The 21,383-nt window shown below is 50.7% G+C and carries 19 protein-coding genes; 5 read left to right on the forward strand and 14 right to left on the reverse strand.

What is annotated here, in order from left to right; genetic code table 11:
- Positions 1-6: 6 nt before the first annotated feature.
- A complete protein-coding gene (rfbC, locus tag ACOI06_RS04205) occupies positions 7-558 on the forward strand; it encodes a dTDP-4-dehydrorhamnose 3,5-epimerase (RefSeq protein WP_420661267.1) in 552 nt (183 codons plus the stop codon).
- A 321-nt stretch (positions 559-879) separates the two neighbouring features.
- Here the strand turns inward: rfbC and ACOI06_RS04210 are convergent, their stop codons facing one another.
- The 6 genes from ACOI06_RS04210 to ACOI06_RS04235 form a co-directional block, all read right to left on the reverse strand.
- The gene (locus tag ACOI06_RS04210; protein ID WP_420661268.1) at positions 880-2,172 is read right to left on the reverse strand and encodes an NnrS family protein; all 1,293 of its coding nucleotides are present in this window, start codon (positions 2,170-2,172) and stop codon (positions 880-882) included.
- A complete protein-coding gene (locus ACOI06_RS04215; protein ID WP_420661269.1) occupies positions 2,169-2,954 on the reverse strand; it encodes an ABC transporter ATP-binding protein in 786 nt (261 codons plus the stop codon). Before ACOI06_RS04215 ends, ACOI06_RS04210 begins: the two co-directional genes overlap by 4 nt.
- The gene (locus ACOI06_RS04220; protein WP_420661270.1) at positions 2,951-3,754 is read right to left on the reverse strand and encodes an ABC transporter permease; all 804 of its coding nucleotides are present in this window, start codon (positions 3,752-3,754) and stop codon (positions 2,951-2,953) included. The genes ACOI06_RS04215 and ACOI06_RS04220 overlap by 4 nt, the downstream gene beginning before the upstream one ends.
- On the reverse strand, positions 3,751-4,830 hold the full coding sequence (locus tag ACOI06_RS04225; protein ID WP_420661271.1) for an ABC transporter substrate-binding protein: 1,080 nt from the start codon (positions 4,828-4,830) through the stop codon (positions 3,751-3,753). Before ACOI06_RS04225 ends, ACOI06_RS04220 begins: the two co-directional genes overlap by 4 nt.
- A gap of 171 nt (positions 4,831-5,001) precedes the next feature.
- Positions 5,002-6,843: a hypothetical protein gene (locus ACOI06_RS04230; RefSeq protein WP_420661272.1), complete on the reverse strand. Its 1,842-nt coding sequence runs from the start codon at positions 6,841-6,843 to the stop codon at positions 5,002-5,004.
- Between the two features lie 343 nt (positions 6,844-7,186).
- Entirely contained in the window at positions 7,187-8,254 is a 1,068-nt protein-coding gene (locus ACOI06_RS04235; RefSeq protein ID WP_420661273.1) for a linear amide C-N hydrolase, read from the reverse strand.
- A gap of 258 nt (positions 8,255-8,512) precedes the next feature.
- Between ACOI06_RS04235 and ACOI06_RS04240 the strand changes: the two genes are divergently transcribed.
- The 3 genes from ACOI06_RS04240 (at position 8,513) to ACOI06_RS04250 (ending at position 11,412) form a co-directional block, all read left to right on the forward strand.
- Positions 8,513-9,514, forward strand: coding sequence for a TRAP transporter substrate-binding protein (locus tag ACOI06_RS04240; protein WP_420661274.1), 1,002 nt, complete (start codon positions 8,513-8,515; stop codon positions 9,512-9,514).
- A gap of 95 nt (positions 9,515-9,609) precedes the next feature.
- A complete protein-coding gene (locus ACOI06_RS04245) occupies positions 9,610-10,134 on the forward strand; it encodes a TRAP transporter small permease (protein WP_420661275.1) in 525 nt (174 codons plus the stop codon).
- Positions 10,135-10,137: 3 nt separating this feature from the next.
- The gene (locus tag ACOI06_RS04250; RefSeq protein WP_420661276.1) at positions 10,138-11,412 is read left to right on the forward strand and encodes a TRAP transporter large permease; all 1,275 of its coding nucleotides are present in this window, start codon (positions 10,138-10,140) and stop codon (positions 11,410-11,412) included.
- A 141-nt stretch (positions 11,413-11,553) separates the two neighbouring features.
- Here the strand turns inward: ACOI06_RS04250 and ACOI06_RS04255 are convergent, their stop codons facing one another.
- Together ACOI06_RS04255 and ACOI06_RS04260 are read right to left on the reverse strand one after the other, a co-directional pair.
- Positions 11,554-12,276 (reverse strand): hypothetical protein, encoded by a 723-nt coding sequence (locus tag ACOI06_RS04255; protein ID WP_420661277.1) that lies wholly within the window; start codon positions 12,274-12,276, stop codon positions 11,554-11,556.
- Positions 12,273-12,443: a hypothetical protein gene (locus tag ACOI06_RS04260; protein ID WP_420661278.1), complete on the reverse strand. Its 171-nt coding sequence runs from the start codon at positions 12,441-12,443 to the stop codon at positions 12,273-12,275. The genes ACOI06_RS04255 and ACOI06_RS04260 overlap by 4 nt, the downstream gene beginning before the upstream one ends.
- A gap of 221 nt (positions 12,444-12,664) precedes the next feature.
- On the opposite strand from ACOI06_RS04260, the gene ACOI06_RS04265 reads away from it, so the two are divergent.
- Complete coding sequence (locus ACOI06_RS04265) at positions 12,665-13,006, forward strand: cupin domain-containing protein (RefSeq protein ID WP_420661280.1); 342 nt, start codon at positions 12,665-12,667, stop codon at positions 13,004-13,006.
- Between the two features lie 141 nt (positions 13,007-13,147).
- Here ACOI06_RS04265 and ACOI06_RS04270 read toward each other — a convergent pair whose 3' ends face one another.
- The 6 genes from ACOI06_RS04270 to ACOI06_RS04295 all read right to left on the reverse strand — a co-directional run bounded on the left by ACOI06_RS04270 (position 13,148) and on the right by ACOI06_RS04295 (position 21,232).
- A complete protein-coding gene (locus tag ACOI06_RS04270) occupies positions 13,148-13,555 on the reverse strand; it encodes a ribonucleotide reductase subunit alpha (RefSeq protein ID WP_420661281.1) in 408 nt (135 codons plus the stop codon).
- Positions 13,556-13,571: 16 nt separating this feature from the next.
- Positions 13,572-14,369 carry a peptidylprolyl isomerase gene (locus ACOI06_RS04275; RefSeq protein ID WP_420661282.1) on the reverse strand — a complete coding sequence of 266 codons (798 nt, stop codon included), beginning with the start codon at positions 14,367-14,369 and terminating at the stop codon, positions 13,572-13,574.
- Between the two features lie 84 nt (positions 14,370-14,453).
- A complete protein-coding gene (gene narI, locus ACOI06_RS04280) occupies positions 14,454-15,158 on the reverse strand; it encodes a respiratory nitrate reductase subunit gamma (protein ID WP_420661283.1) in 705 nt (234 codons plus the stop codon).
- Positions 15,155-15,862 (reverse strand): nitrate reductase molybdenum cofactor assembly chaperone, encoded by a 708-nt coding sequence (gene narJ / locus ACOI06_RS04285; RefSeq protein WP_420661284.1) that lies wholly within the window; start codon positions 15,860-15,862, stop codon positions 15,155-15,157. The genes narI and narJ overlap by 4 nt, the downstream gene beginning before the upstream one ends.
- A 1-nt stretch (position 15,863) precedes the next feature.
- On the reverse strand, positions 15,864-17,396 hold the full coding sequence (narH, locus tag ACOI06_RS04290) for a nitrate reductase subunit beta (RefSeq protein ID WP_420661285.1): 1,533 nt from the start codon (positions 17,394-17,396) through the stop codon (positions 15,864-15,866).
- A 26-nt stretch (positions 17,397-17,422) separates the two neighbouring features.
- Positions 17,423-21,232 carry a nitrate reductase subunit alpha gene (locus ACOI06_RS04295; protein ID WP_420661286.1) on the reverse strand — a complete coding sequence of 1,270 codons (3,810 nt, stop codon included), beginning with the start codon at positions 21,230-21,232 and terminating at the stop codon, positions 17,423-17,425.
- Positions 21,233-21,383 lie beyond the last annotated feature (151 nt).

Genomic DNA, 21,383 nt, shown 5'->3' on the forward strand with positions numbered 1-21,383 from the left:
GGTTAGATGAACATTGTACAGACAGATATACCAGAGGTTTTGATATTTGAACCTCGGGTGTTTGGAGATGCACGGGGCTTTTTCTTTGAAAGCTTTAATCAGAAAGTTTTTGAGAAAGCTGTCGGGCGAGAAATCAATTTTGTGCAAGACAATCATAGTCGAAGTGCTCATGGTGTGTTGAGAGGCTTGCATTATCAAATACAACAACCTCAAGGGAAATTAGTGAGGGTAGTGCATGGTGCTGTGTTTGATGTAGCGGTTGATTTGCGGAAGAGCTCACCGACGTTTGGTAAGTGGGTCGGTGTCATGTTGAGTGAAGAAAACAAACGACAACTCTGGGTTCCAGAAGGTTTTGCGCATGGTTTCGTTGTTGTGAGTGACACAGCAGATTTCTTATATAAAACTACGGATTTTTATGCACCTGAACATGAACGCAGCATTCTATGGGACGATAGTGATTTAAATATCGTTTGGCCTGCATTACAGGTAGAGAAGCCGTTAGTGTCTAGTAAAGATCTAGTTGGTTCAACATTCAAAGCTGCCGACGTTTTTCCGTAATCATATCCATCGTTAGGGTACGGTTTTAGTAAGCCATGGTCAGGCGTGGTGATTGAGTTGTTTTATATGGAAGTGGCACTTCTCAGTTGACTGTTGTTTCCGACTTCGGGAGCGGAGGCAACGGTCTCCCACCTAAAAATAGGGCATCAAAGCGTTTGGTCATGTAGTCAGTGATAACCACAGCCATTCAGGTTAATGATGTCAGACAGGGAGAGCACTAACACTACCGACTGAAGAAGTAGATCATCACATACCGTTGAGTTGCCAACTGAATAGTTTATTGTTTTGTGGCAATGTGTCATTCATTTGTGCTTTTACGCCTCAGCCCAACTCACGGTTATCCAGATCACTATGTCGATTGACGGGTTCTTCGCAACCCGTTAAGCCATCGGGTCGAGGACCTGTTAGTACTTTCCATGCTTTAAATAGATAAACTGCGAAACAGATAGCCCAGATGCTTCCGGCAATCAGCCACAAGGGCATTGCCCAGTTCATCGCGGCATAAGTGCCAGCCAGTGTTCTTAGAACTGCTGACACAACAAACAGTACCGCGATAGTAGGAATCCAAAGACGACGATCTAACCACTGACCCGCATGAATACGACCTGCCACAGACATCACCGTTAGGATGGTCAGAGCAAGTACACCCACCATCAATAGGTGCCGACCCGCTGAAGGTAATAATGGAGCACCTAACCAAGCTGCCCCCATGAGGGCATAACCGATTGCTAGTAGCCAATAAAAGCTGTACATCATGAAAGCCCAGCGGGTAAAGAGCGGTCGCCCGACGTGCCAATCATTTAAAAGGTTGAGCATGGCCGCTGATGCGGCTAGGGCAGTCCAACCAGTAACGGTATTATCGCCAAGGTAAAATTCGGTTGCCGTACAGACTGCAATCGTAAAGATAGCCAGATTACGTCGCGGTGGACGCGCCAGATAACCCACATCCTCGGGCTCAGGCTGCCCCGGTCGACCTTGTTCGACACGCTGGTTGACAACCGCCATGGAAATGCGACTCGCAGCCACGATAATCAATATCATGATGAGACCTACGGCAACTCGCAGCCAAACTAGCCCATCCATCAGTTCAAGCTGAGCAGACAAGTAAAACCCCATTTCAATGAGTGCGAGTGCACCAAGAGTCCAGATAAAGCTTAAGTGTCGACGTTGTGAGTCATGCCAAAGTGGAGGGATAATCGCAGCTAGAATACCTCCCCAAAACATCAGGCTGAGCAGCATTGCAGGCCATAGACCAAGCCAATGCGGCCAAAACCCTGCCAGCGCATAAGCGATACGCGCCAGAACCCAGAGAATGACTAGGCGTACAAGCCCACAGCGAGCGATGGGTGTTGCTCCAGTAAATTCTGGGATGGCTGTTAATACAAACCCTGCGATCGCCGCGCCCACAAAGCCGTAAACCAATTCATGCCCGTGCCAGAGAAACATTCCACCCGGCGTATCAATACTGATCCAGCCTGTAAGTACAAGTAGCCAGATAGCCATCAGAACCGTGGCACTCAATGCGGTCAGCACAAAAAAAGGTCTGAAGCCGCACATAAAGACGTTACAGTCACCGCGTAAAAATGCCGACAGAGAGAATTTAGGAGACGTCAACTCGGGCTCCTGTCGTGGCTTGCTGTAGATGTGCGGGCCGATGTGATCGGGGCAGGTAACTCAAAACCGATGCGTACAGCGTCTGTCATCATCAGTTCACCGGTGGTTTGGTAAATCCATGCATTGTCACGCTCTTCATGCGGTGTTTGTAAAACCAGCTCATGCACAAAACGACCAGGCTCGGCAGCCATCACCATAATGCGATCGGACAAACGAACGGCTTCCATCAGATCGTGCGTGATCAGAAAGACAGCGGTTTTGTTGTGGACGGTTTGTTCTGACAGCAGTTGATATAGCTCGGTTTTTAAACCAATGTCTAGCGCAGAGAAAGGCTCATCGAGTAGCAACAGGTCAGGTCGGATTGCCAGCGCTCGTGCCAGTGAAACCCGACTTTGCATGCCACCAGACAGTTCGTGTGGATATTTGTCCAGATCTTCTGTGGATAAACCCATACGATGGCCAAGTTGAGCTGCTTCATGGCGACGTTGTGAACGCGACAGGCGACTGGCTTTCAGTCCAAGGGCAATGTTGTCTAAAGCAGATTTCCACGGCATTAAGCGTGGCTCTTGGAACGCACAACTGACACGATCAAACGTCATGTTGATTTTGCCATCAGAGGCAATGAGTAAACCCGCTACGATATGGAGCAGGGTACTTTTGCCACAGCCAGATGGACCGACAAGCGCCAATGTTTGCCCAGCGCTCAGATCGAGGTTGATTTGTTCTAACACCTCGGTTAAGCCGTAACGGTGTGACAAGTTTTGGATGCGTAAATGACTCACGAGGCGTTGACCGTGCGCCAACGTTCCACGTGGCGTTTAATGGGTTCCAAAAACAAATATTCAATGGCTAATAGTAAAGCTAGAACAGCGAGAATCCAGCCTAAAGAGGTGGCCGTATCCAACTGTGCTCGCGAAACAGCCAGTAAAGCACCGACCCCATCGACGGTTGTCAGTAGCTCCGCCATGATGACAACTTTCCAAGCGGTTCCTAAAGCCGTAATCCAGGCGGGAAATAGATAAGACGTGACGTGCGGCAGATGGACGTCTGTCAACATCATCCAGGCGGGCAAATGGAAAGTTCGTGCCATGTCTGTGAGCTTGTTGTCGACGGTTCGAGAGCCTTGCATCGCACTTGCAAATACCACCGGAAAACAGGCAATAAAGACCGTAAAAACAGGCGTGGCATCACCTAGACCAAACCACAACATTGCTAACACAAGCCAAGCAATGGGTGGCATGCCCAGTAAAAGCGTCACCAACGGTCTAGACAGCATGGCGGCTGTTACAGAGCGACCGGCTGCCAAACCTAATAACGTTCCAGCCACTAAGGCCAGCGACAATCCGTAGAGCGCACGGCGTGCGGAAATGACGAGGTGCGGCATGGCCAGTCCACCGTCAAACATCACGCGCAATTGCTCAAGCGTGGTGACTGGACCCGGTAGGATTAAGTCACCATACTTTTGTGCACCCAGCTCCCAGACCGCACAAAATAAAAGCAAGCTAGCGATCGCACCCCAACCACTCCACAAATAGCGCAAAGTGGCTGACAGTGCATCTAATAAACGACGTGACAAACTCATGGGGCTGGTTTTGTGGCGGTGCTGTAGAAACCATCGTCAGGTAATTTGTTGCCGATAAGGGCAGGCTGACGGGAATGCAACAATGTGTAGAACTGCTCAAGCTCAGGCCGTGCGTCTTGCGCAACCGCATAGTGTTGTGGAATCACGGCAACGGCATCGCTAATGGCTTCGGATGTGAGGGCAGGGATGTATTTGGCTGCGATTTCACCGCAAGCCTGTGCATTGTCAAAGCACCAACGACTAGATTGCGCATAGGCCTTTTCTAGTCGATCCACGAGTGCATCGTCTAAGCGCGTCTCGCCAATCACAACCATGCCCGCTTGTGGGATTCTGGCTTCGGTCTCTTGCAAGCGTCCCCATTCTTTTTGTAGATCGACACTGCGATATAAATCAGGTGCGACAACAGACAGTGGGAATGAACCCGTTTTTCTGAGTGCCATGGAGATGGCAGGCTCGGCCAGCAATGCATGATCCACCTGACGCATCACCAACTGCTGCATGGCGTCCATGGGGGTGGCAGAGTAACGAATCTTAAAGTCTTTGTGTGGATCGAGTCCTGATTTTTCTGTCAGATAAGAAAAGATAATATCTGGCATATCGGCTCGAAACGGAATGGCGATTTCCTGACCTTTGAAGTCAGCAAGCGTTTTAAGATCTGGATCACGCGAGACCATCCACAGAATGCCCCAGGTTGACACATTGGCCAGCTGTAGCGGAACACCGCGGTTATAGAGGTTGGCTGCGACGTTGGTGGGCATGGCCACAAAATCCGCTTTCTTGTCTAAAGTGAGGGCCCGTAGTTGATCTGGGTTGTTCCAGAGTACAAACTCTACATTGTCGGCAATGTCTTTTAAAGCACCGCTCTCAACCATGTGGGTTAAGGGCAAAGACACGGTGGCACTGGGACCGGCCAGAACCAATTTGTCACGTTTGGCGACTTCAGCAGTTTTGTTCTCTGTGGCGGCTTGTGCTGACAGACTCAGACATGTGAGCATCGTGACCCCTGCCAGTAAGGAACGGGCTAAGGCTTTGGCCTTGAGCTTGGTCGATGTGTCGCTCTGTGCGTATGTTTGCATGGTCTGGTTGCATCCTGTCATATTAAGTACGCACAAATTATAATGAGATCAATTCGCGTTTACAGGTAAAGTCGTTACTAAAATGTGGAAATGTTTGCGCCAGATCAGGAAATGATGTTTTGTAGGCCTAAAGAATCGCTATCTCAATGTGAGCGAGCGTCAATCAGATAGTCAGGCTCTCAGGCCTGGTCGACAGTCTTCACAGCCATTCAGGCCGCCAGTGCGATAGATCCGACAGTGATCATCGGCTTGTCTTTGCAGACGAGGAGCCTGCGTATTAAACATTTGCTGCCACTGTAAGTAACTCAGCAAGGACATCACGCCTTGTGTATTTCGATTGTTCACGCCAAACAATAGGCTTTCGAGCGATTGCCGGGCAGATTTCAGATCAACCCAATCTGGATTGGCTTGACGCAGTAAAGCTGAAAACGCTTCATATTGATGACGTTCATCCGTGCGCAAACGGGTTTGTTGACGTTGAGAATCGAATGTGACGTTTGAGTGACTCTGGATCAGCTTGTCGGGGAGAATTCGTGCTTGAACAGCCCGTAAAAGCGCTAGATCAGGTGCTTCAAAATCGTGCACGAGTTTGGCATTGACCTGTTGATACAAGTGATCCATGACAGGCAACTGACAAAACGGCATGACTTGCGTTTGCTGTCGTGCGCCAAAGCTAGTTTCTGCTTGTAGACGCATGGTGCCTAGTTGTGCCCAGTCACAATTCAAGATGTCTGCGCCAAACAGGAGTTTTTTGGCTTGCTGATATTCGTCGTTATAAAGCGGTGCGCAATCACGGGCTTTTAGCCAAGTCATGTGTTGTGTATGCGTTGCTTGTTGATCAATATCTCGGGTGCCAAAGACTTTACGCTGGGTAAGTGCATCGGGGTGATTCAAGCGCCGTTGCCAAGTATTCGGCATTTGGGACAATAAGCACTGCCAGGATAAGTTGAGTGGGCCGCGCGAGAGTAATTCACTGACCTGGTTGACCGCCTTGTGCCAAGCTAAGAATTGGCCGTGTTTGAGTAGGTAAGGTAAAAACGCGGTCGATCGCGCAAAGAGTCCTTGTATGCCATGGGTTGTGACGACCGAAGCGCCAGCCGGAATGTGCTGTGACAGGGTGTGTGCGGGTGAGGTAGCACGCCAGAACGTTTGGGTTGGTTCCTCACTGTAAAGTGTTTGTGCGGGACTGCTTGCGCCACTGTTAGTGGCGCGATGTTTAGGTGCTTGAACGATTGACAGCGACAAACCAAAGTGCTGGGCGGCTTGGTGAACAAGCTGCAATTGTGGTGTCGACTCGGACTGCTCGGCTTGTGTCAAAACCACAGTCTGGACTTTGTCACCGGCTTGCTCATGAAATAGTTGCGCCAGAAAGATCGCATTGAGCCCTTCAGAGACATCGATGAACCAATTTGTATCCGGGGCCGCTTCGATTTGAGTCTGAATGCTATCGCGCAACACATCGAGAATCGGACCACTGGCGGATGCATGGGTTTGTTGTGCATCGAGGTTATAGCGGTATTGGCGCTGTGTGCATTGCTCGCGTTTGATGCGGCTGTGTGAGAGTGTCACCATTTCGCCTGGCAAAACACGCTGGACACCGGCCAAGGGCGTTTGAACAGAAATCGACTGGTAGCCAGGCGTACCCAGTACGTGTTTAAAAAAATACGTTTGGTCCCAGACGAGATCAGGTTCCCAGAATGTATGCAAACGATTCGAGACGAGTCCGTCTTCGGGGCGGTAGTACAGCTGATATTGCGAGGTAAAGCTTTTGAAAGCGTAGATTTCGTCTGCTGTCGTAATCAGCGCCACAAAATCGCCTTGCGCTTGCGCCAGCACCTGAGGGCCTTGTGCATTCAGTTGTTGGATTAAAGCGGGCAGGGCATGCCTGCCTTTGGCTGCACCCAGACTCAGCAATCGTCCCTCGATAAAGAGCGTGCCGTCACGCCAAGACGCAGTCTGGTAGGCTGAGTCTTGCGATCGTGAACGAGAGGGTCGGGCCGAGATTGTTTGCATACGTGAAACGTGAGTTGCGATTGATCCAAATGTTGGTTGAGGTCAGTTTGGCATTGTTTTTGGCGCCGTTTTTAATCCGCCGTCGACAAATCAGTCTGCGACAAGGTGTGAATCCTGAAAGCGTCGTCAGAGCAATACGATTAGTGTGTTGGTTTCAAATTTAGTTGCAATTAAATTCAGAAGCCACATAGACGTGAAAGTGTAACTGTAACTGTTTCTTTAAGTAAGGACGGCAACTGTCGGTTGTACAACAGGATTTAAATTGATGCAATGCCTGGTTTGATGTTTTAGAGAGGGTCGTAAATCGTTGTACAACCCTCTTTATGGATGTTTGGATGTTGATTTATAAGCCTAAGAACTCAAACGGTTGGCTTGGTTTGAAATCCGCACTGACTTCGCCTGAGAAAAGATTGCCTTGATCAGGTCCAAGGTCGAGTTTTTTGACTTGACCGGATTTTTCAGAAAAATCTAGCTTTTTAAGGTCCACCCAAAATACGTTGGGTGTCACCGCACTTTCAAAGAAATACAGTAGGTTCTTTTGATCAGAAACGGTGCGCCAGCGGGTCGATGAAATATTGGGCTGATCGGGTGTGGTCAGCCCAAATGGGACGGACGCATTGCGAATCACACTAAAGACGCTGGCCAGCGATTTGAGATGGTCCTGGTCTTTAGGCACGGCATTGATATAAAACGCCGCTCGTGTAAAGCGATCGGCCGCGCGGTTTGTGCCAGGCAACATGACCGTGCCGCCAATCTCAGTCCAGTACGAGTGCAAAGCCAACTGTTCAGGAAAAGTGGGCGAGTTGGTGGTGACTTGATAGTCGCGACTGTGATAGATCATTTGTTGGCCATCAATGTATTCAATGATGGCACTGTCACCAGACGCATCTGAGATTGCGAGATGCAAGGTTGCGAGGCGATCTTCGCCTGGCACTTGGCTCGTGACGAGCGCCAGAGGTTCTTTTTCTAGTGCTTTGACGGCTTCTTCGACTGTCGCGAAGTTGTCCAGTACATATTGGGTCCATGCCGCGATGCTAAGACTAGGTTTGTTTGCGTCATACGCGGGGTACTCAGACTCTGCCAGCCACAATGCGTTTGCAACCAGCCCTGCTTCGTTGAGACCATCTGTTGTGGCCGCGTTATAGGCAGATGCAATGACGCTGCCATATTTAGATGTCCATTTGAGTGAGTTGGGTCCAGCTTGGCCAGTGCGCTCCATGCCACGTGGAAAAATCCAGAGGTCCGTCATGACGTCGACCTTCCAGTCCATGGAACGTGCCGTGACGTTGAGTGCATTGTCACCATGATAGACAACACGCGTGCAAGCCTGACTGGCTGACGTTGTGAACAACAGCCCAGCCGAGAGAATAGCCGCAGCCATCGGGAGACATTTGAATCGGGTTTTTAGCATGTAAAGGTTCTCCTGTCTCGCACTGCATGAGAAATGGCAATGAGTTGTGTAAGTTGAAATACTAAGAGTCGCATGATCTTGTTGTTTCAACAAGTTTTTATGGGGGCGTTATTTAAAGAGCTTGCGCCTTGTTTGATGCAAATCAAGTGTGGCGAAAAAAAGACTTTCTTTGGGGTTTATCCTACTGGCTGAAACTTTACAAAATTCGTTAGCATCACTACAGCGCTGTGATAAGCATCTTTTTAAAAGGAAACACATATGTCATTTTCAACCGCTAAACTTGCTGTTGCTCTGGGCATGACGGCTGCCTTCGCGATGGCCGCACCTGCATGGGCTGCACCAACTGTCGTGAAATTCAGTCACGTTGTCGCCGATGGTACGCCGAAAGGACAGGGCGCACTGAAATTCAAAGAAGTCGCTGAGCAATTGTTACCTGGTGAAGTTGAAGTTCAAGTTTTCCCGAACTCACAACTCTTTGGCGATGGTAAGGAAATGGAAGCCTTACTGTTGGGTGATGTGCACATCATTGCCCCTTCATTGTCAAAATTTGACCGCTACACACCCCAGTTGCAATTATTTGACTTGCCTTTCCTGTTCAACGACATTGCCGCTGTGGATCGCTTCCAAGCGAGTGAAGAAGGTCAAGCGCTGTTGAACTCACTGCAAAAACATGGTTTGCAAGGTTTGGCCTACTGGCACAACGGTACTAAGCAGTTGTCCACCAACAAAGACAAGCTGACACGCCCAGAAGACGTCAAAGGTCTGAAATTCCGTATTCAGAGCTCTGACGTTCTGGAAAACCAGTTCCGTGCCTTAGATGCAAACCCACAGAAACTCGCTTTCGCTGAGGTGTATCAAGCCCTGCAGACAGGCGTGGTGGATGGTCAAGAGAACACATGGTCCAACATAGAATCCCAGAAATTCCACGAAGTGCAAAAAACGATTGCAAATACAGACCACGGTGTGATTGACTACATGGTTGTGACCAACCGTGGCTGGTGGGAAGGTCTGCCACAAAACATCCGTGACGGTCTGACCCAAGCCATGGCCGCTGCCACAGAGCATTCCAACGCTGCCGCTGCCGAGCTGAACGAAAAAGCACGCGCAACCATTGAAGGTGCCGGCAAAGCCAAGATTCAGGAGTTGACACCTGAAGATAAAGACGCTTGGCGTGCAGCCATGCGTCCAGTGTGGGCCAAGTTTGAAGATAAAATTGGTAAAGATCTGATTTCGAAAGCTGAAGAAGCCAACAAACAGTAAGACGCTGTTTGGTGCAACTTTGAGTCATCAGATGACTGACTAAAACGGCCGCCCATGTGGGCGGTCGTGTTTTTTATTGAAATGAAGGAACTCTCATGCTACGACGATGGCTTGAGCATTTTGAAGAGGGCATTGTGGCTTTTTTGCTCGCCGCAATGACGATTGTCACATTTGGCGCTGTGGTGGCTCGTTACGGCTTTGACTACAGTTTTTCCTGGGCATTAGAGCTGTCGATCTTTCTGTTCGGTGGCATTATTTTTCTGGGCATGTCTTACGGTGTGCGCGTCGGTGCGCATATTGGTGTGGATGCCTTAGTGCGCATTCTGCCCAAGAATATTGCGCATGTGGTTGCCATTTTATCGACGATTCTGTGCATCGTATACGCCAGTATTTTGCTGTACGGCAGCTGGATTTATGTCGACAAAATGTACACGATTGGCATTTATGCGCAGGATGTGCCGATCCCTCAGTGGGTTCCCCGTCTGGTTTTGCCAATAGGTTTTGGGCTCTTGCTTTTTCGGTTCTTGGAAGTCTTAGTGCGTCTGTTGAGTGGACGTTCGGCCTCATTGCTCGGTGACGAAGTTGCCGATGCGTTGAAATATCGTCACGACGAGGAATAAATCATGACAACACTTGCTTTGTTCCTACTGTTATTTCTGTTCATGTTCATGGGCACGCCCGTGGCGATTGCCTTAGGCTTATCGTCGCTGATTACCATCATGGCGTTTGGCACGGATTCCTTAGCTTCGCTATCGCTCAAGCTCTATGAGACGTCTGAACACTTCACCTTGATGGCCATTCCGTTCTTTGTGTTGGCCGGTTCTTTCATGACCACTGGTGGTGTGGCCAAACGCATGATTCGTTTTGCACAAGCGGCGGTTGGTCACTTACATGGTGGTTTGGCGATTGCGTCGGTGCTGGCCTGTGTGTTGTTTGCCGCTGTGTCAGGATCGTCACCGGCGACCGTGGTGGCTGTGGGCTCGATCGTGATTGCCGGTATGGTGCGTGAGGGTTATTCAGAAAAGTTTGCGGCGGGTGTGGTCTGTAACGCGGGTACGCTGGGCATTCTGATTCCGCCATCCATCGTTCTGGTTGTGTATGGTGCAGTGACTGAGACTTCAGTTGGTGCGCTGTTTATGGCCGGTGTGGTCCCTGGGGTGTTACTCGGCGTGGTTTTGATGACGATTATTTATATCGTTGCACGCATTTATAAAATGCCTCGCCAGAAACGCGCTAGCTTCAAAGAGGTCTTTATTGCGGGGCGTGACTCGATTTGGGGTCTGTTGTTGATTATCGTGATCCTAGGTGGGATTTATGGCGGTATCTTCACACCCACAGAAGCCGCAGCAGTGGCAGCAGTCTATGCCTTTGTGATTGCTGTTTTTGTGTATCGGGATATTGGCTTTAAGCAAGTCCCCGGTGTTTTGGTGGATGCTTCTAAGATCACCATTATGCTGATGTTTCTGATTGCCAACGCTTTGTTGTTTGCGCACGTACTCACCTCTGAGCGCATTCCGCAGGCGATTGCTGAGCAAATCATTGCTTGGAACATGGAAGCTTGGCAGTTCCTGATCGTGGTGAACATCTTGCTATTGGTGGCTGGTGCCTTTATGGAACCAACCGGCATTATCTTGATTCTGGCACCCATTCTGTTCCCGATTGCGACCCAGTTGGGAATCGATCCCGTGCATTTGGGGATCATCATGGTGGTGAACTTGGAAATCGGGATGGTGACGCCACCGGTGGGGCTCAACCTATTTGTCACGGCGGGTATTACGACGATGAGTATAGGCCAGGTGATCAAGGCAGCCAGCCCGTGGTTGCTGGTGCTGCTCACGTATCTGGTCTTTATCACCTACGTCCCAGCGATTTCTCTCTGGCTGCCTAGCTTGTTCTAAGGCGAAAAGTAAGAGGCCGAGTGTAGGTCAAAAGATCGATCAAACGGGCGTGAAGTCTTCGGGTTTCACGCCCGTTTTGATTAGACTGATTTTGTGATGTTAAAGGCCGGGCAGAGAAATCTGTCTGGAGGCTGTGTGATGTTATAGGACACGGATAACTTCGTAGTCAGTTTTTGCGCCCTGCGCAGATTGCCACTGGCGCACACGCACGTCGCAAACCAAGATATCGCCTTTTGCAAAGTTGATCTGATTGCGATCGACCTTGTGTTGGAAGTCAACGTCAGAGATGATTGCATTGATGGTTGACATGCCGTCGTGCAAACGCCATTTGTTGTCTTCTTTGAATGTGAGTGAAATAATAGAAAAAATTATTTTTCGAATTTCATCGACCAGAAGTTTATCTTGAGCTTGAGGTGCGACAAACCATTGTGCTTGTTGCGCAGTGATCGTGGCGGAAATCAGATTGTCTGTGCCCACATAAAACTTCTCAACACCTTGACGAGAGAGAGGCTCTAGCATGCGTTGGGCTGCTTCTCGAACGGCAACATCTCGAAATAAAGTCAGTATGGGCAGTTGTATTTCCAGCTGCTCGCCGTCGACATGCACAATGGCGGTATTTGATTTGGTTTCTATTTGTTGGATCGTTCTGCCGCGCAACCATTGGATGACGTGCAGTAGTCCTCGGCAACCTTGGTTGGCGGCAAATCCAAGTGCTGCGAGAATCCCTGTGGCATTCGTGATGGCTGAAGCCGTGTCAGACGCAAAAAGGTCTTGGACACGCGTTAAAAAATCTGTACTCAGTACAAAGTCGATCCCAAAAGAGCCGCTCTTGAAGCTGCCTTTGACGTTGACTTGTGATGTCACTTTATCGCACGTAAAACTTGGGTCGATGCGGTTAATAGATCACCGATGGCTAGTAATGCAGGTGCGAGCTCACGCACGTTCATTTCGCCAGTGTCCAATGCCGAACCTTCGTAGGTGATCTGTAAGTCATTTGCTTTGACCAATGTTTTTACCGATGTTCTGTGCATGGTTCGATCCGCCTGATCGTTTAAAAATGCGGCCGTTATTTTATAACCAACGGTGTTTTTTCTTGAGATGCAAGTACGTGTCAGTTACAGGCTTGTGGGGTAGTTAAAGCATGGTTTTTTGTGCACACAAAGTCGGATAACCCATCGTGGGATTGTGGTCTTTTAGGAGATGGCTTCGGTATGATGAATAACCAACCACAATTAAACAGAGGAGAATCGGCATGTCATTGGAACATCGTCAATCAGGTGAAGTCATTGATCTGAACGATCTGGGACCAGAGCTTGGCGGCAAGATCAGTGTTTCCATTTTGCGGTCACGCGATTTGCAATTATTAAGGCTTGTCCTAAAAGCGGGTGAAGGTTTGTCTGATCACCATGTGGAAGGGGAGATATTTGTGCAATGTCTGTCTGGCCACGTGATGTTTGGTGTGAACAATGTGGAGCAGCCGATGGGGCCTGGCATGCTGATTCACTTAGAAGGTGGGGTTTCGCACACGGTGCGCGCCACTGAAGATTCCGTGCTGCTGCTCACGATTAGTCACTTGTCGGCTGAGAATGCGTAAGATGCCCGGATCCTGTCTTTAAAGCAGTTTTGTGCAAATGCCGGGCAGTCTTAAAAAACCCTGTGAATACGGGTTGTTACTGAGTTGTCCGAGTAGATGTCCCAAGAGTTATCCACAGTTTCTGAGGATAACTGTGGTTTGCTATTGGGATAAATCGATGGTTTGTCCGTTGGCATCGAACGGAATCAAAGTTTCAAATTGACCTGCTTTGATTTTTGCGAGCACTGTCTCAACCGTTTGATCGATTTTGTCATCACTCAACGTTTCTAGTGGTGGCACGTCGAGTGCGCCTGCAAACAGCACGTTCCACTCAGGAACGTAATCACGCGCTTCGACGCATAAGTCCGCAAAAGAAGTGAGCTCTTCACGCTTTTTATCGACGCAGGCCACAGGCACCAGCGCACCGCCGTGCCCAGCTTCAAAGTCCGCACGCTGCTGTGGCGTGGCATCTTCAGGCAATTCAGCGACGGTATACACCAATATTAAATGCTGGTCGTTGGCCTGCGCTTTGGCAGCTGCAATGAGTTCATCAAAGTTGCTAATCATCATGGTTGGCGTGTGTCTCTTAATCCTGAACGAGTGGGGTGTCTGTGCCCTTGAGCGTAACACCTTCGACCTCGGTTTGCGCAACCAAGATTTGCATATATTGACGTAAAGCGGTGGCGCGTGAGCGTTGCTCGAGAGCCAACAGAACCTGCTGCTTGACCTCTTCAAAGTCAAGTTGACGTCCAGGGCGCGTGGCTAGCACTTCTACGATATGCAGCCCGAATCTGGAATGAATCAGACGTTGATGTAGACCTACAGGCAAAAGTCCTGATGCCTCCTGAAAAAATGCCTTCGCCAATTCAGGTGCGCACTCGTCAGGACGCAACCAGCCTAAATCACCACCACGTTCACTCGATGGGCAGTTGGAATATTGTGCGGCTGCTTTTTCAAAAGCGGTCAGACCTTCTGGTTGGCCTTGTTGAGCCTGAATTGCCATAAGGACAGATTCCGCCTGATTGGCCAGTGCCTGCACGTTCACACCCGGTGTTACTGCAAATAAGATGTGGCGCGCGTGGATGGCTTGATCCACGACATACTTCTGACGGTTGGCTTCGTAATAACGCTGTGCCTCTTGATCGCTTGCCTGTGCAGTCAACACTTCCTGCTCTAGCATGGTTTCAATGGCGGCTTGGGTATCAGGATCGGGTTCGATAAACACATCGGATTGGTGATCTGTTAATAAACCCAGCGTGACCGCGCGCTGGCGCAAGATTTCTATATGGGCGCGTTCATGCAAAGTATCTTGGTCGATGAGTTCATCAACTGCGTGCAAGGCAACATGGTTGATACGGGCTTGATTCAGGGTGTTCGTCATCATGAGGAAAGTCCTGGTGAGGGTCTGCCCACGCAAGGTGGGCTTGGGTGGGCAGACCGGTTCAGAATGGATCAGACTGGTTTGGGATTAGTTGGAACCGCGCTTGAGGCCAAGTCGGCGGCTGCGGACCATTTGTGGTGCTCTAAAGAGATAACCGACGGTTGCAAAACCACTCCAGATATGGACCAGACGCGTAAATGGAAATACCAGAAAGACCGTCATGCCAAGCACTAAATGGGCTTTAAAGATCCAGCTAATGCCTGCCAGTGTGCCGGCATCGGGACGGAACGTAACGACGCGCTGAGCCCAGTCGGACAGTTGCAGCATGACGGAACCATCACTGTGGCCCAGTGAGATGGGCAGCGTGGCCAGTCCCAATACGAGTTGGACCCACAGCAAAGCGAGGATAAAAATGTCGGAACTGCGACTGTTGGCACGAATGCGTGGATCGGCTAAGCGACGGTGCAACAACATGGTTAGACCAATAAAGCACAGGATTCCAGCGGTGCCACCTGAGACCACGGCAAACATCTGTTTGGTGCCTGCGTCTATAAAGGACTCATACAGAACGTGAGGTGTGAGTAGCCCCACAAAGTGCCCAAAAAAGAGAAACAGAATGCCGATGTGAAACAAGTTGCTACCCCATCGCAACTGGCCTTTACGCAGTAACTGTGACGAGTCGCTCTTCCAGGTGTACTGGTCACGGTCAAACCGAATCAAGCTGCCTAAAAAGAAGACTGTCAGGCAGATGTAGGGATAGATGCTGAACAGAAAGTTATGAAGCGTATTCATGCCTGCGCTCCTGAAGATTTGTTGGACGTCCGACTCACAGTTCGAACGAGATGGATGGGTTGATCCTGGCCTGGGCGGTTCTGACCTTGTGTGGCACAACCATCAAAAGCCTCAGGCTCTGCCCAGCTTTCATCGAGGTCTGCTTGCTCGGGCAATTGGACGGCTCGGGCTTGCTCACCGGCCAATTCCACAACGGCAGCTAAAACGCTGGCGTAAGGGCTTTCACGGTTTTGTAGCGCGCTAAAGAGTAATTGCGCCAAGTGCACGATTTCACGTAAGAACTCCCGAGCTTGCACTGGGGGCTGGGTGGATGCGTATTCCAGCACGACGGGCAGATAATCGGGCAGGTCTTTTTCACTGAGATAGAGACCTGCTTGTTCATACGTCTGGATCAGATCAATCATGGCAGGACCCCGATCGCGCGAGTCCCCATGCACGTGCTCAAACAGATACAGTGAAGTCAGACGACCGTTGTCGAATGTTTCCACGTAATCGGCTTCAGCGTCTAGTGCAGGTGCGCTTGCGATGTGATCGATCAGCCAGTTCAACTCTTCACGTCGAGACGCAGAAAGTGCCGATTCTTGCGCGAGTGCTTGCTTCAGATCATTGGCGTGGCTGCGAATCGCATCATCGGGGTAACGCAACAGATGGGCCAGCACACGTAGGGTCAGGCTGCAAGGGTCTTTGGATTTGAGGATGGCCATATCAGAACTCCACCTTGATCGGAATGGTGCGTTTTTTCTCGGAACCAAAGAGGCTCGTTTCGCTGACACCGTCAGAACAACCATTGCCAAAACTGAAACCACAGCCACCACGGACGTCAAACGCGTTTTCTGCGTATTCGCGATGGGTTGTTGGAATCACAAAACGGTCTTCGTAGTTGGCAATGGCCATGTAGCGATACATGTCTTGTACCTCGTCTTCAGTGAGCCCCACTTGTTGCAGAACACTGATGTCGACACGGCCTTCCACATGTTTATTGCGCTGATACACACGCATGGCGAGCATGCGTTCAAGGGCTCGGATCACAGGACCGGTTTCACCGGCTGTGAGTAGATTCGCCAAGTATTTGACGGGGATGCGCAACTGCTTCACATCTGGGATTTCACCCTTGGACTCGATCAGACCTGCGTTGGCAGCAGTTGAAATCGGTGACAGAGGTGGCACGTACCAAACCATGGGTAAGGTGCGGTATTCAGGGTGCAGGGGCAGGGCCACTTTCCAGTCGACAGCCATTTTGTAGACCGGGCTATTTCGCGCCGCTTCCATCCACGCATCAGGAATACCATCCAGACGGGCTTGTTCGATGACTTTCGGATCATTGGGATCCAGGAAGATATCGAGCTGGGCCTGATACAGATCGCGCTCGTGCTCGACACTGGCGGCTTCACTGATGCGGTCGGCATCGTAAAGTAAAACACCTAGGTAGCGAATCCGTCCAACACAGGTTTCTGAGCAGACCGTAGGCTGACCCGCTTCAATGCGTGGGTAGCAGAAAATACATTTTTCAGCTTTCCCTGTTTTCCAGTTGTAGTAGATCTTTTTGTACGGACAGCCACTGACGCACATGCGCCAGCCGCGGCATTTGTCCTGATCGATCAGCACAATCCCGTCTTCTTCACGCTTGTAAATCGAACCCGATGGGCATGACGCCACACAGGCTGGGTTCAGACAGTGCTCACACAAACGGGGCAGATACATCATGAAGGTGTTTTCAAACTGCCCGACCATTTCTTTCTGAGCGGCTTCAAAGCCATTGAAGTTATGGTCTTGACTGCGTTTAGAAAACTCACCACCGAGAATTTCTTCCCAGTTGGGTCCCCATTCGATTTTTTCCATCCGCTGGCCCGTGATGAGAGAGCGTGGGCGTGCGGTGGGTGAAGTTTTCACTTCGGGGGCCGATTGCAGATAATCGTAATCGAAAGTAAAGGGCTCGTAGTAATCGTCGATTTCGGGCATGTGTGGGTTCGCAAAGATCTTCATGAGCAACTGCCACTTGCTACCCTGTTTGGGCACAATGGTGCCGTTGCTGCGACGCACCCAACCGCCTTTCCAACGGTCTTGGTTTTCCCAGTCTTTTGGGTAACCAATACCGGGTTTACTCTCAACGTTATTGAACCAGGCGTATTCCACTCCCGGGCGACTGGTCCAGACGTTTTTGCAGGTCACTGAGCAGGTGTGGCAACCAATGCACTTGTCCAGATTCAGAACCATGCCGATTTGTGCACGAATTTTCATTGAATGACTCCTTGATTCGACTGGGTTCAGGACTGCGTGACTTGGGTTTGCTCTGCAGTGGCAGGCTGACCGTCACGCGTTTCTTCCATCCAATCGATCTTGCGCATTTTGCGAACCACGACAAATTCATCGCGATTGGTACCGATGGTGCCGTAATAGTTAAATCCATAGCTGTACTGGGCATAACCACCAATCATGTGGGTCGGTTTCGTGACCACACGGGTGACCGAGTTATGAATACCGCCACGAATTTTGGTGGTTTCGGCCCCCGGTGTATTGATGGTTTTTTCCTGTGAGTGATACATCATCACCATGCCAGGCAATACCCGCTGACTGACAACCGCACGAGCGGCAATCGCCCCGTTGGTATTAAAGAGTTCGATCCAGTCGTTGTCTTCAATCCCAGCCTGACGCGCATCGTCTTCGCTCAACCAGACGACTTGTCCGCCTCGGTTCAGTGTGAGCATGTGCAGGTTGTCACCATAGGTGGAGTGAATCCCCCATTTCTGGTGTGGCGTGATGAAGTTCAGCAGGATTTCCGGATTGCCATTGGGTTTGGCTTCATGAATGCCTTGCGTGGCTTTCAAGTCAACCGGTGGACGATAGGTGCTAAAGCCCTCACCAAATGCAATCATCCAGTCGTGATCTTGGTAGAACTGCTGGCGTCCGGTCAGCGTGCGCCATGGAATGAACTCATGGACGTTGGTATAACCCGCGTTGTAGCTGACTTTCTCGCTTTCCAGACCACTCCAGGTGGGTGAGCTGATGATTTTGCGAGGTTGTGCCTGAATGTCACGGAAACGAATTTTTTCATCTTCGCGATGGATGGCCAAATGCGTGTGATCGCGCCCAGTGACTTTGCTTAAGGCGTCCCAAGCTTTGACGGCCACATGACCGTTGGTTTCAGGCGCCAGATGCAGAATCACTTCGCAAGCATCAATGTCACTGACAATTTGTGGCATGCCTTTGGTGGGGCCATCTTCGCGCGTGACACCGTTCAACTGTCCAAGCTCAGTGACTTCGGTTTCGGTGTTCCAGGCAATGCCTTTGCCACCATTGCCGATTTCTTTCATCAAGGGGCCTAAGGCGATGAAGTGCTTGTACAGATTGGGGTAATCACGATTGACGACCGTGATCTGTGGGGCGGTTTTGCCTGGGATTAGTTCCACATCGCCTTTTTTCCAGTCTTTGACACCAAAGGGTTGTGCAATTTCTTGCGGTGTGTCGTGCATGAGTGGTGTGAGCACAATGTCTTTTTCGACACCGAGGTGACCCACACACACTTCACTAAAGGCTTTGGCCAGACCTTTGTAAATCTCCCAGTCAGAACGTGATTCAAACACGGGATCTACGGCAGTGGACAACGGGTGAATGAAGGGGTGCATGTCACTGGTGTTGAGGTCGTTTTTCTCATACCAGCTTGCCGTGGGCAGCACGATGTCGGAATACAAGCAGGTGGTGGACATTCTGAAGTCGAGTGTCACCAACAAGTCGAGCTTGCCTTCAGGCGCTTGGCTGTGCCACTTCACCTCATTGGGTCGCGCATCGTCTGCACCCAAGTCTTTGCCTTGGACGCCGTGGGATGTGCCCAGCAGGTGTTTACAGAAGTATTCGTGACCCTTACCGCTTGAACCCAGCAAGTTAGAGCGCCAGACCAGCATGTTGCGTGGCCAGTTTTTTGGATCATCCGGATCTTCACAGCTCATTTGCAAGCTGCCGTTGCGCAGTGCGTCCACCACATAGTCTTTGGGATCTTTGTTGGCGGTTTGTGCCTGCACAGACAGAGCGATGGGGTTTTCTTTGAGCTGAGGGGCACTAGGTAACCAGCCCATGCGTTCGGCACGCACGTTGTAATCGATCATGCTGCCGCTGTATTGATTGACATCAGCCAGCGGTGACAAGATTTCAGACATGTCGAGTTTTTCATAGCGCCACTGATCAGTGTGTGCGTAGAAAAAGCTGGTGCTGTTCATCTGACGCGGTGGGCGAATCCAGTCTAGTGCAAATGCCAGTGCAGTCCAGCCGGTTTGTGGGCGCAGTTTCTCTTGACCCACGTAGTGAGACCAGCCACCGCCGCTTTGACCGATACAGCCACACATCATGAGGAGGTTAATGACACCTCGGTAGCTCATGTCGCAGTGATACCAGTGGTTCATCCCAGCGCCGATGATAATCATGGAGCGACCATTGGTCTTGTCAGCATTGTCTGCAAATTCACGTGCGACTTGGATGACTTGATCGCGAGGCACACCGGTGATGCTTTCTTGCCAGGCCGGGGTGTAAGGGGCGTTGTCGTCGTAGGACTTAGCGCCACTACCAAAACCGCGGTCAATGCCATATTGCGCAACTTGCAAGTCAAACACGGTGGCGACCAGCACGGATTCGCCATTACTCAATGTGATGCGCGTGGCGGGTACTTTGGCACGGTTGATGTCGCCTTGTGCGGGGTTATGGGTGAAGTGGGGTGTTTCCTGACCCCCAAAGTATGGGAAACCAACGTCCACGATTTCGTGTGCCTGTTCACCATCTTCCACGATCGACAGTTTCAAGCGTGCTTCGGTTTGTGTAGCGGCATCGAGTGGCTCGAGGTTCCAGCCAGATTGAGTGCCCTCACCATGAGGCTCCCAGCGGAAACCCACAGAACCGTTGGGGACGACGATCTTGCCTTGTGTATCAAACGCAAGGGTTTTCCATTCAGCGTGATGGGCCTGATTTAGGTTGTCTGCCAGGTCACTGGCTCGCACATAACGGTCTGGCACTTGAATGACTTGACCATCGTCGAGTGTTTTTTCTTTGAGCAACAAGAGCATGGGCAGATCGGTAAACCGTCTGGCGTAGTCATCGAAGTAAGTGCTTCGGGTGCGACCATCTTGTGGGAAGTAAAACTCGCGCAGCGCGACGTGTCCCATGGCCATGGCCAATGCGGAGTCTGTCCCTTGTTTGGCATGCAGCCACATGTCTGAGAGCTTGGCGACTTCAGAGAAGTCCGGTGTGATGGCAACTGTTTTAGTGCCTTTGTAGCGAACTTCAGTAAAGAAGTGGGCATCGGGGGTTCGTGTTTGTGGCACGTTCGAGCCCCAAGCGATGATGTAGCCACTGTTGTACCAGTCAGCGGATTCAGGCACGTCTGTTTGTTCACCCCAAACCTGTGGGCTAGAGGGTGGCAAATCGCAATACCAGTCATAAAAGCTCAGACAAACGCCGCCCAGTAATGAGAGATAGCGGCTGCCTGCGGCATAACTAACCATCGACATGGCTGGAATGGGCGAGAAACCCACGACGCGATCGGGTCCGTACTGTTTGACGGTGTAGACGTTGGCGGCGGCAATTAATTCGTTGACCTCATCCCAGGTGCTGCGCACAAAACCACCCATGCCACGCACTTGTTGGTAGTCTTTGCGAGCTTCTTGATCTTCAACGATCAGTGCCCAGGCATCGACGGGCGTTTTAGCGACTTTGAGCGCGGCACGCCAGCGTTTGAGTAAGCGCGCCCGAATCATTGGATATTTGACGCGGTTGGCACTGTAAAGGTACCAAGAGTAGGAGGCGCCTCGGGCGCAGCCCCGTGGTTCATGGTTGGGCATGTCCCAGCGTGTGCGCGGATAGTCGGTTTGCTGAGTCTCCCAAGTGATGATGCCACCCTTGACATAGATCTTCCAAGAACAGGAGCCTGTGCAGTTCACGCCGTGCGTACTGCGCACGATCTTGTCGTGTGCCCAGCGGTTGCGGTAAGCATCCTCCCAGGTGCGGTCTTCATTGGTGACCTGTCCATGCCCATCAGAAAACGACGCTTTGGGCGATGAAAAGTGGGTCAGCCGATCCAGAAAATGACTCATAGTTGTTTCTCCATACGAGCGGATAATGCGCTGATGTGTTGTCTATTACAAATCTTAGGGTGGTGCCTTGGATTTGCCTATACGTCAAAGGCATAGTGCAAACTCCGAATGGATAGGGACCACCCCCTCCTTTTGGACTAGGCCAGTTAAA

It is taken from the genome of Orrella sp. 11846, from assembly GCF_048820935.1.
Taxonomy (GTDB): domain Bacteria; phylum Pseudomonadota; class Gammaproteobacteria; order Burkholderiales; family Burkholderiaceae_B; genus Algicoccus.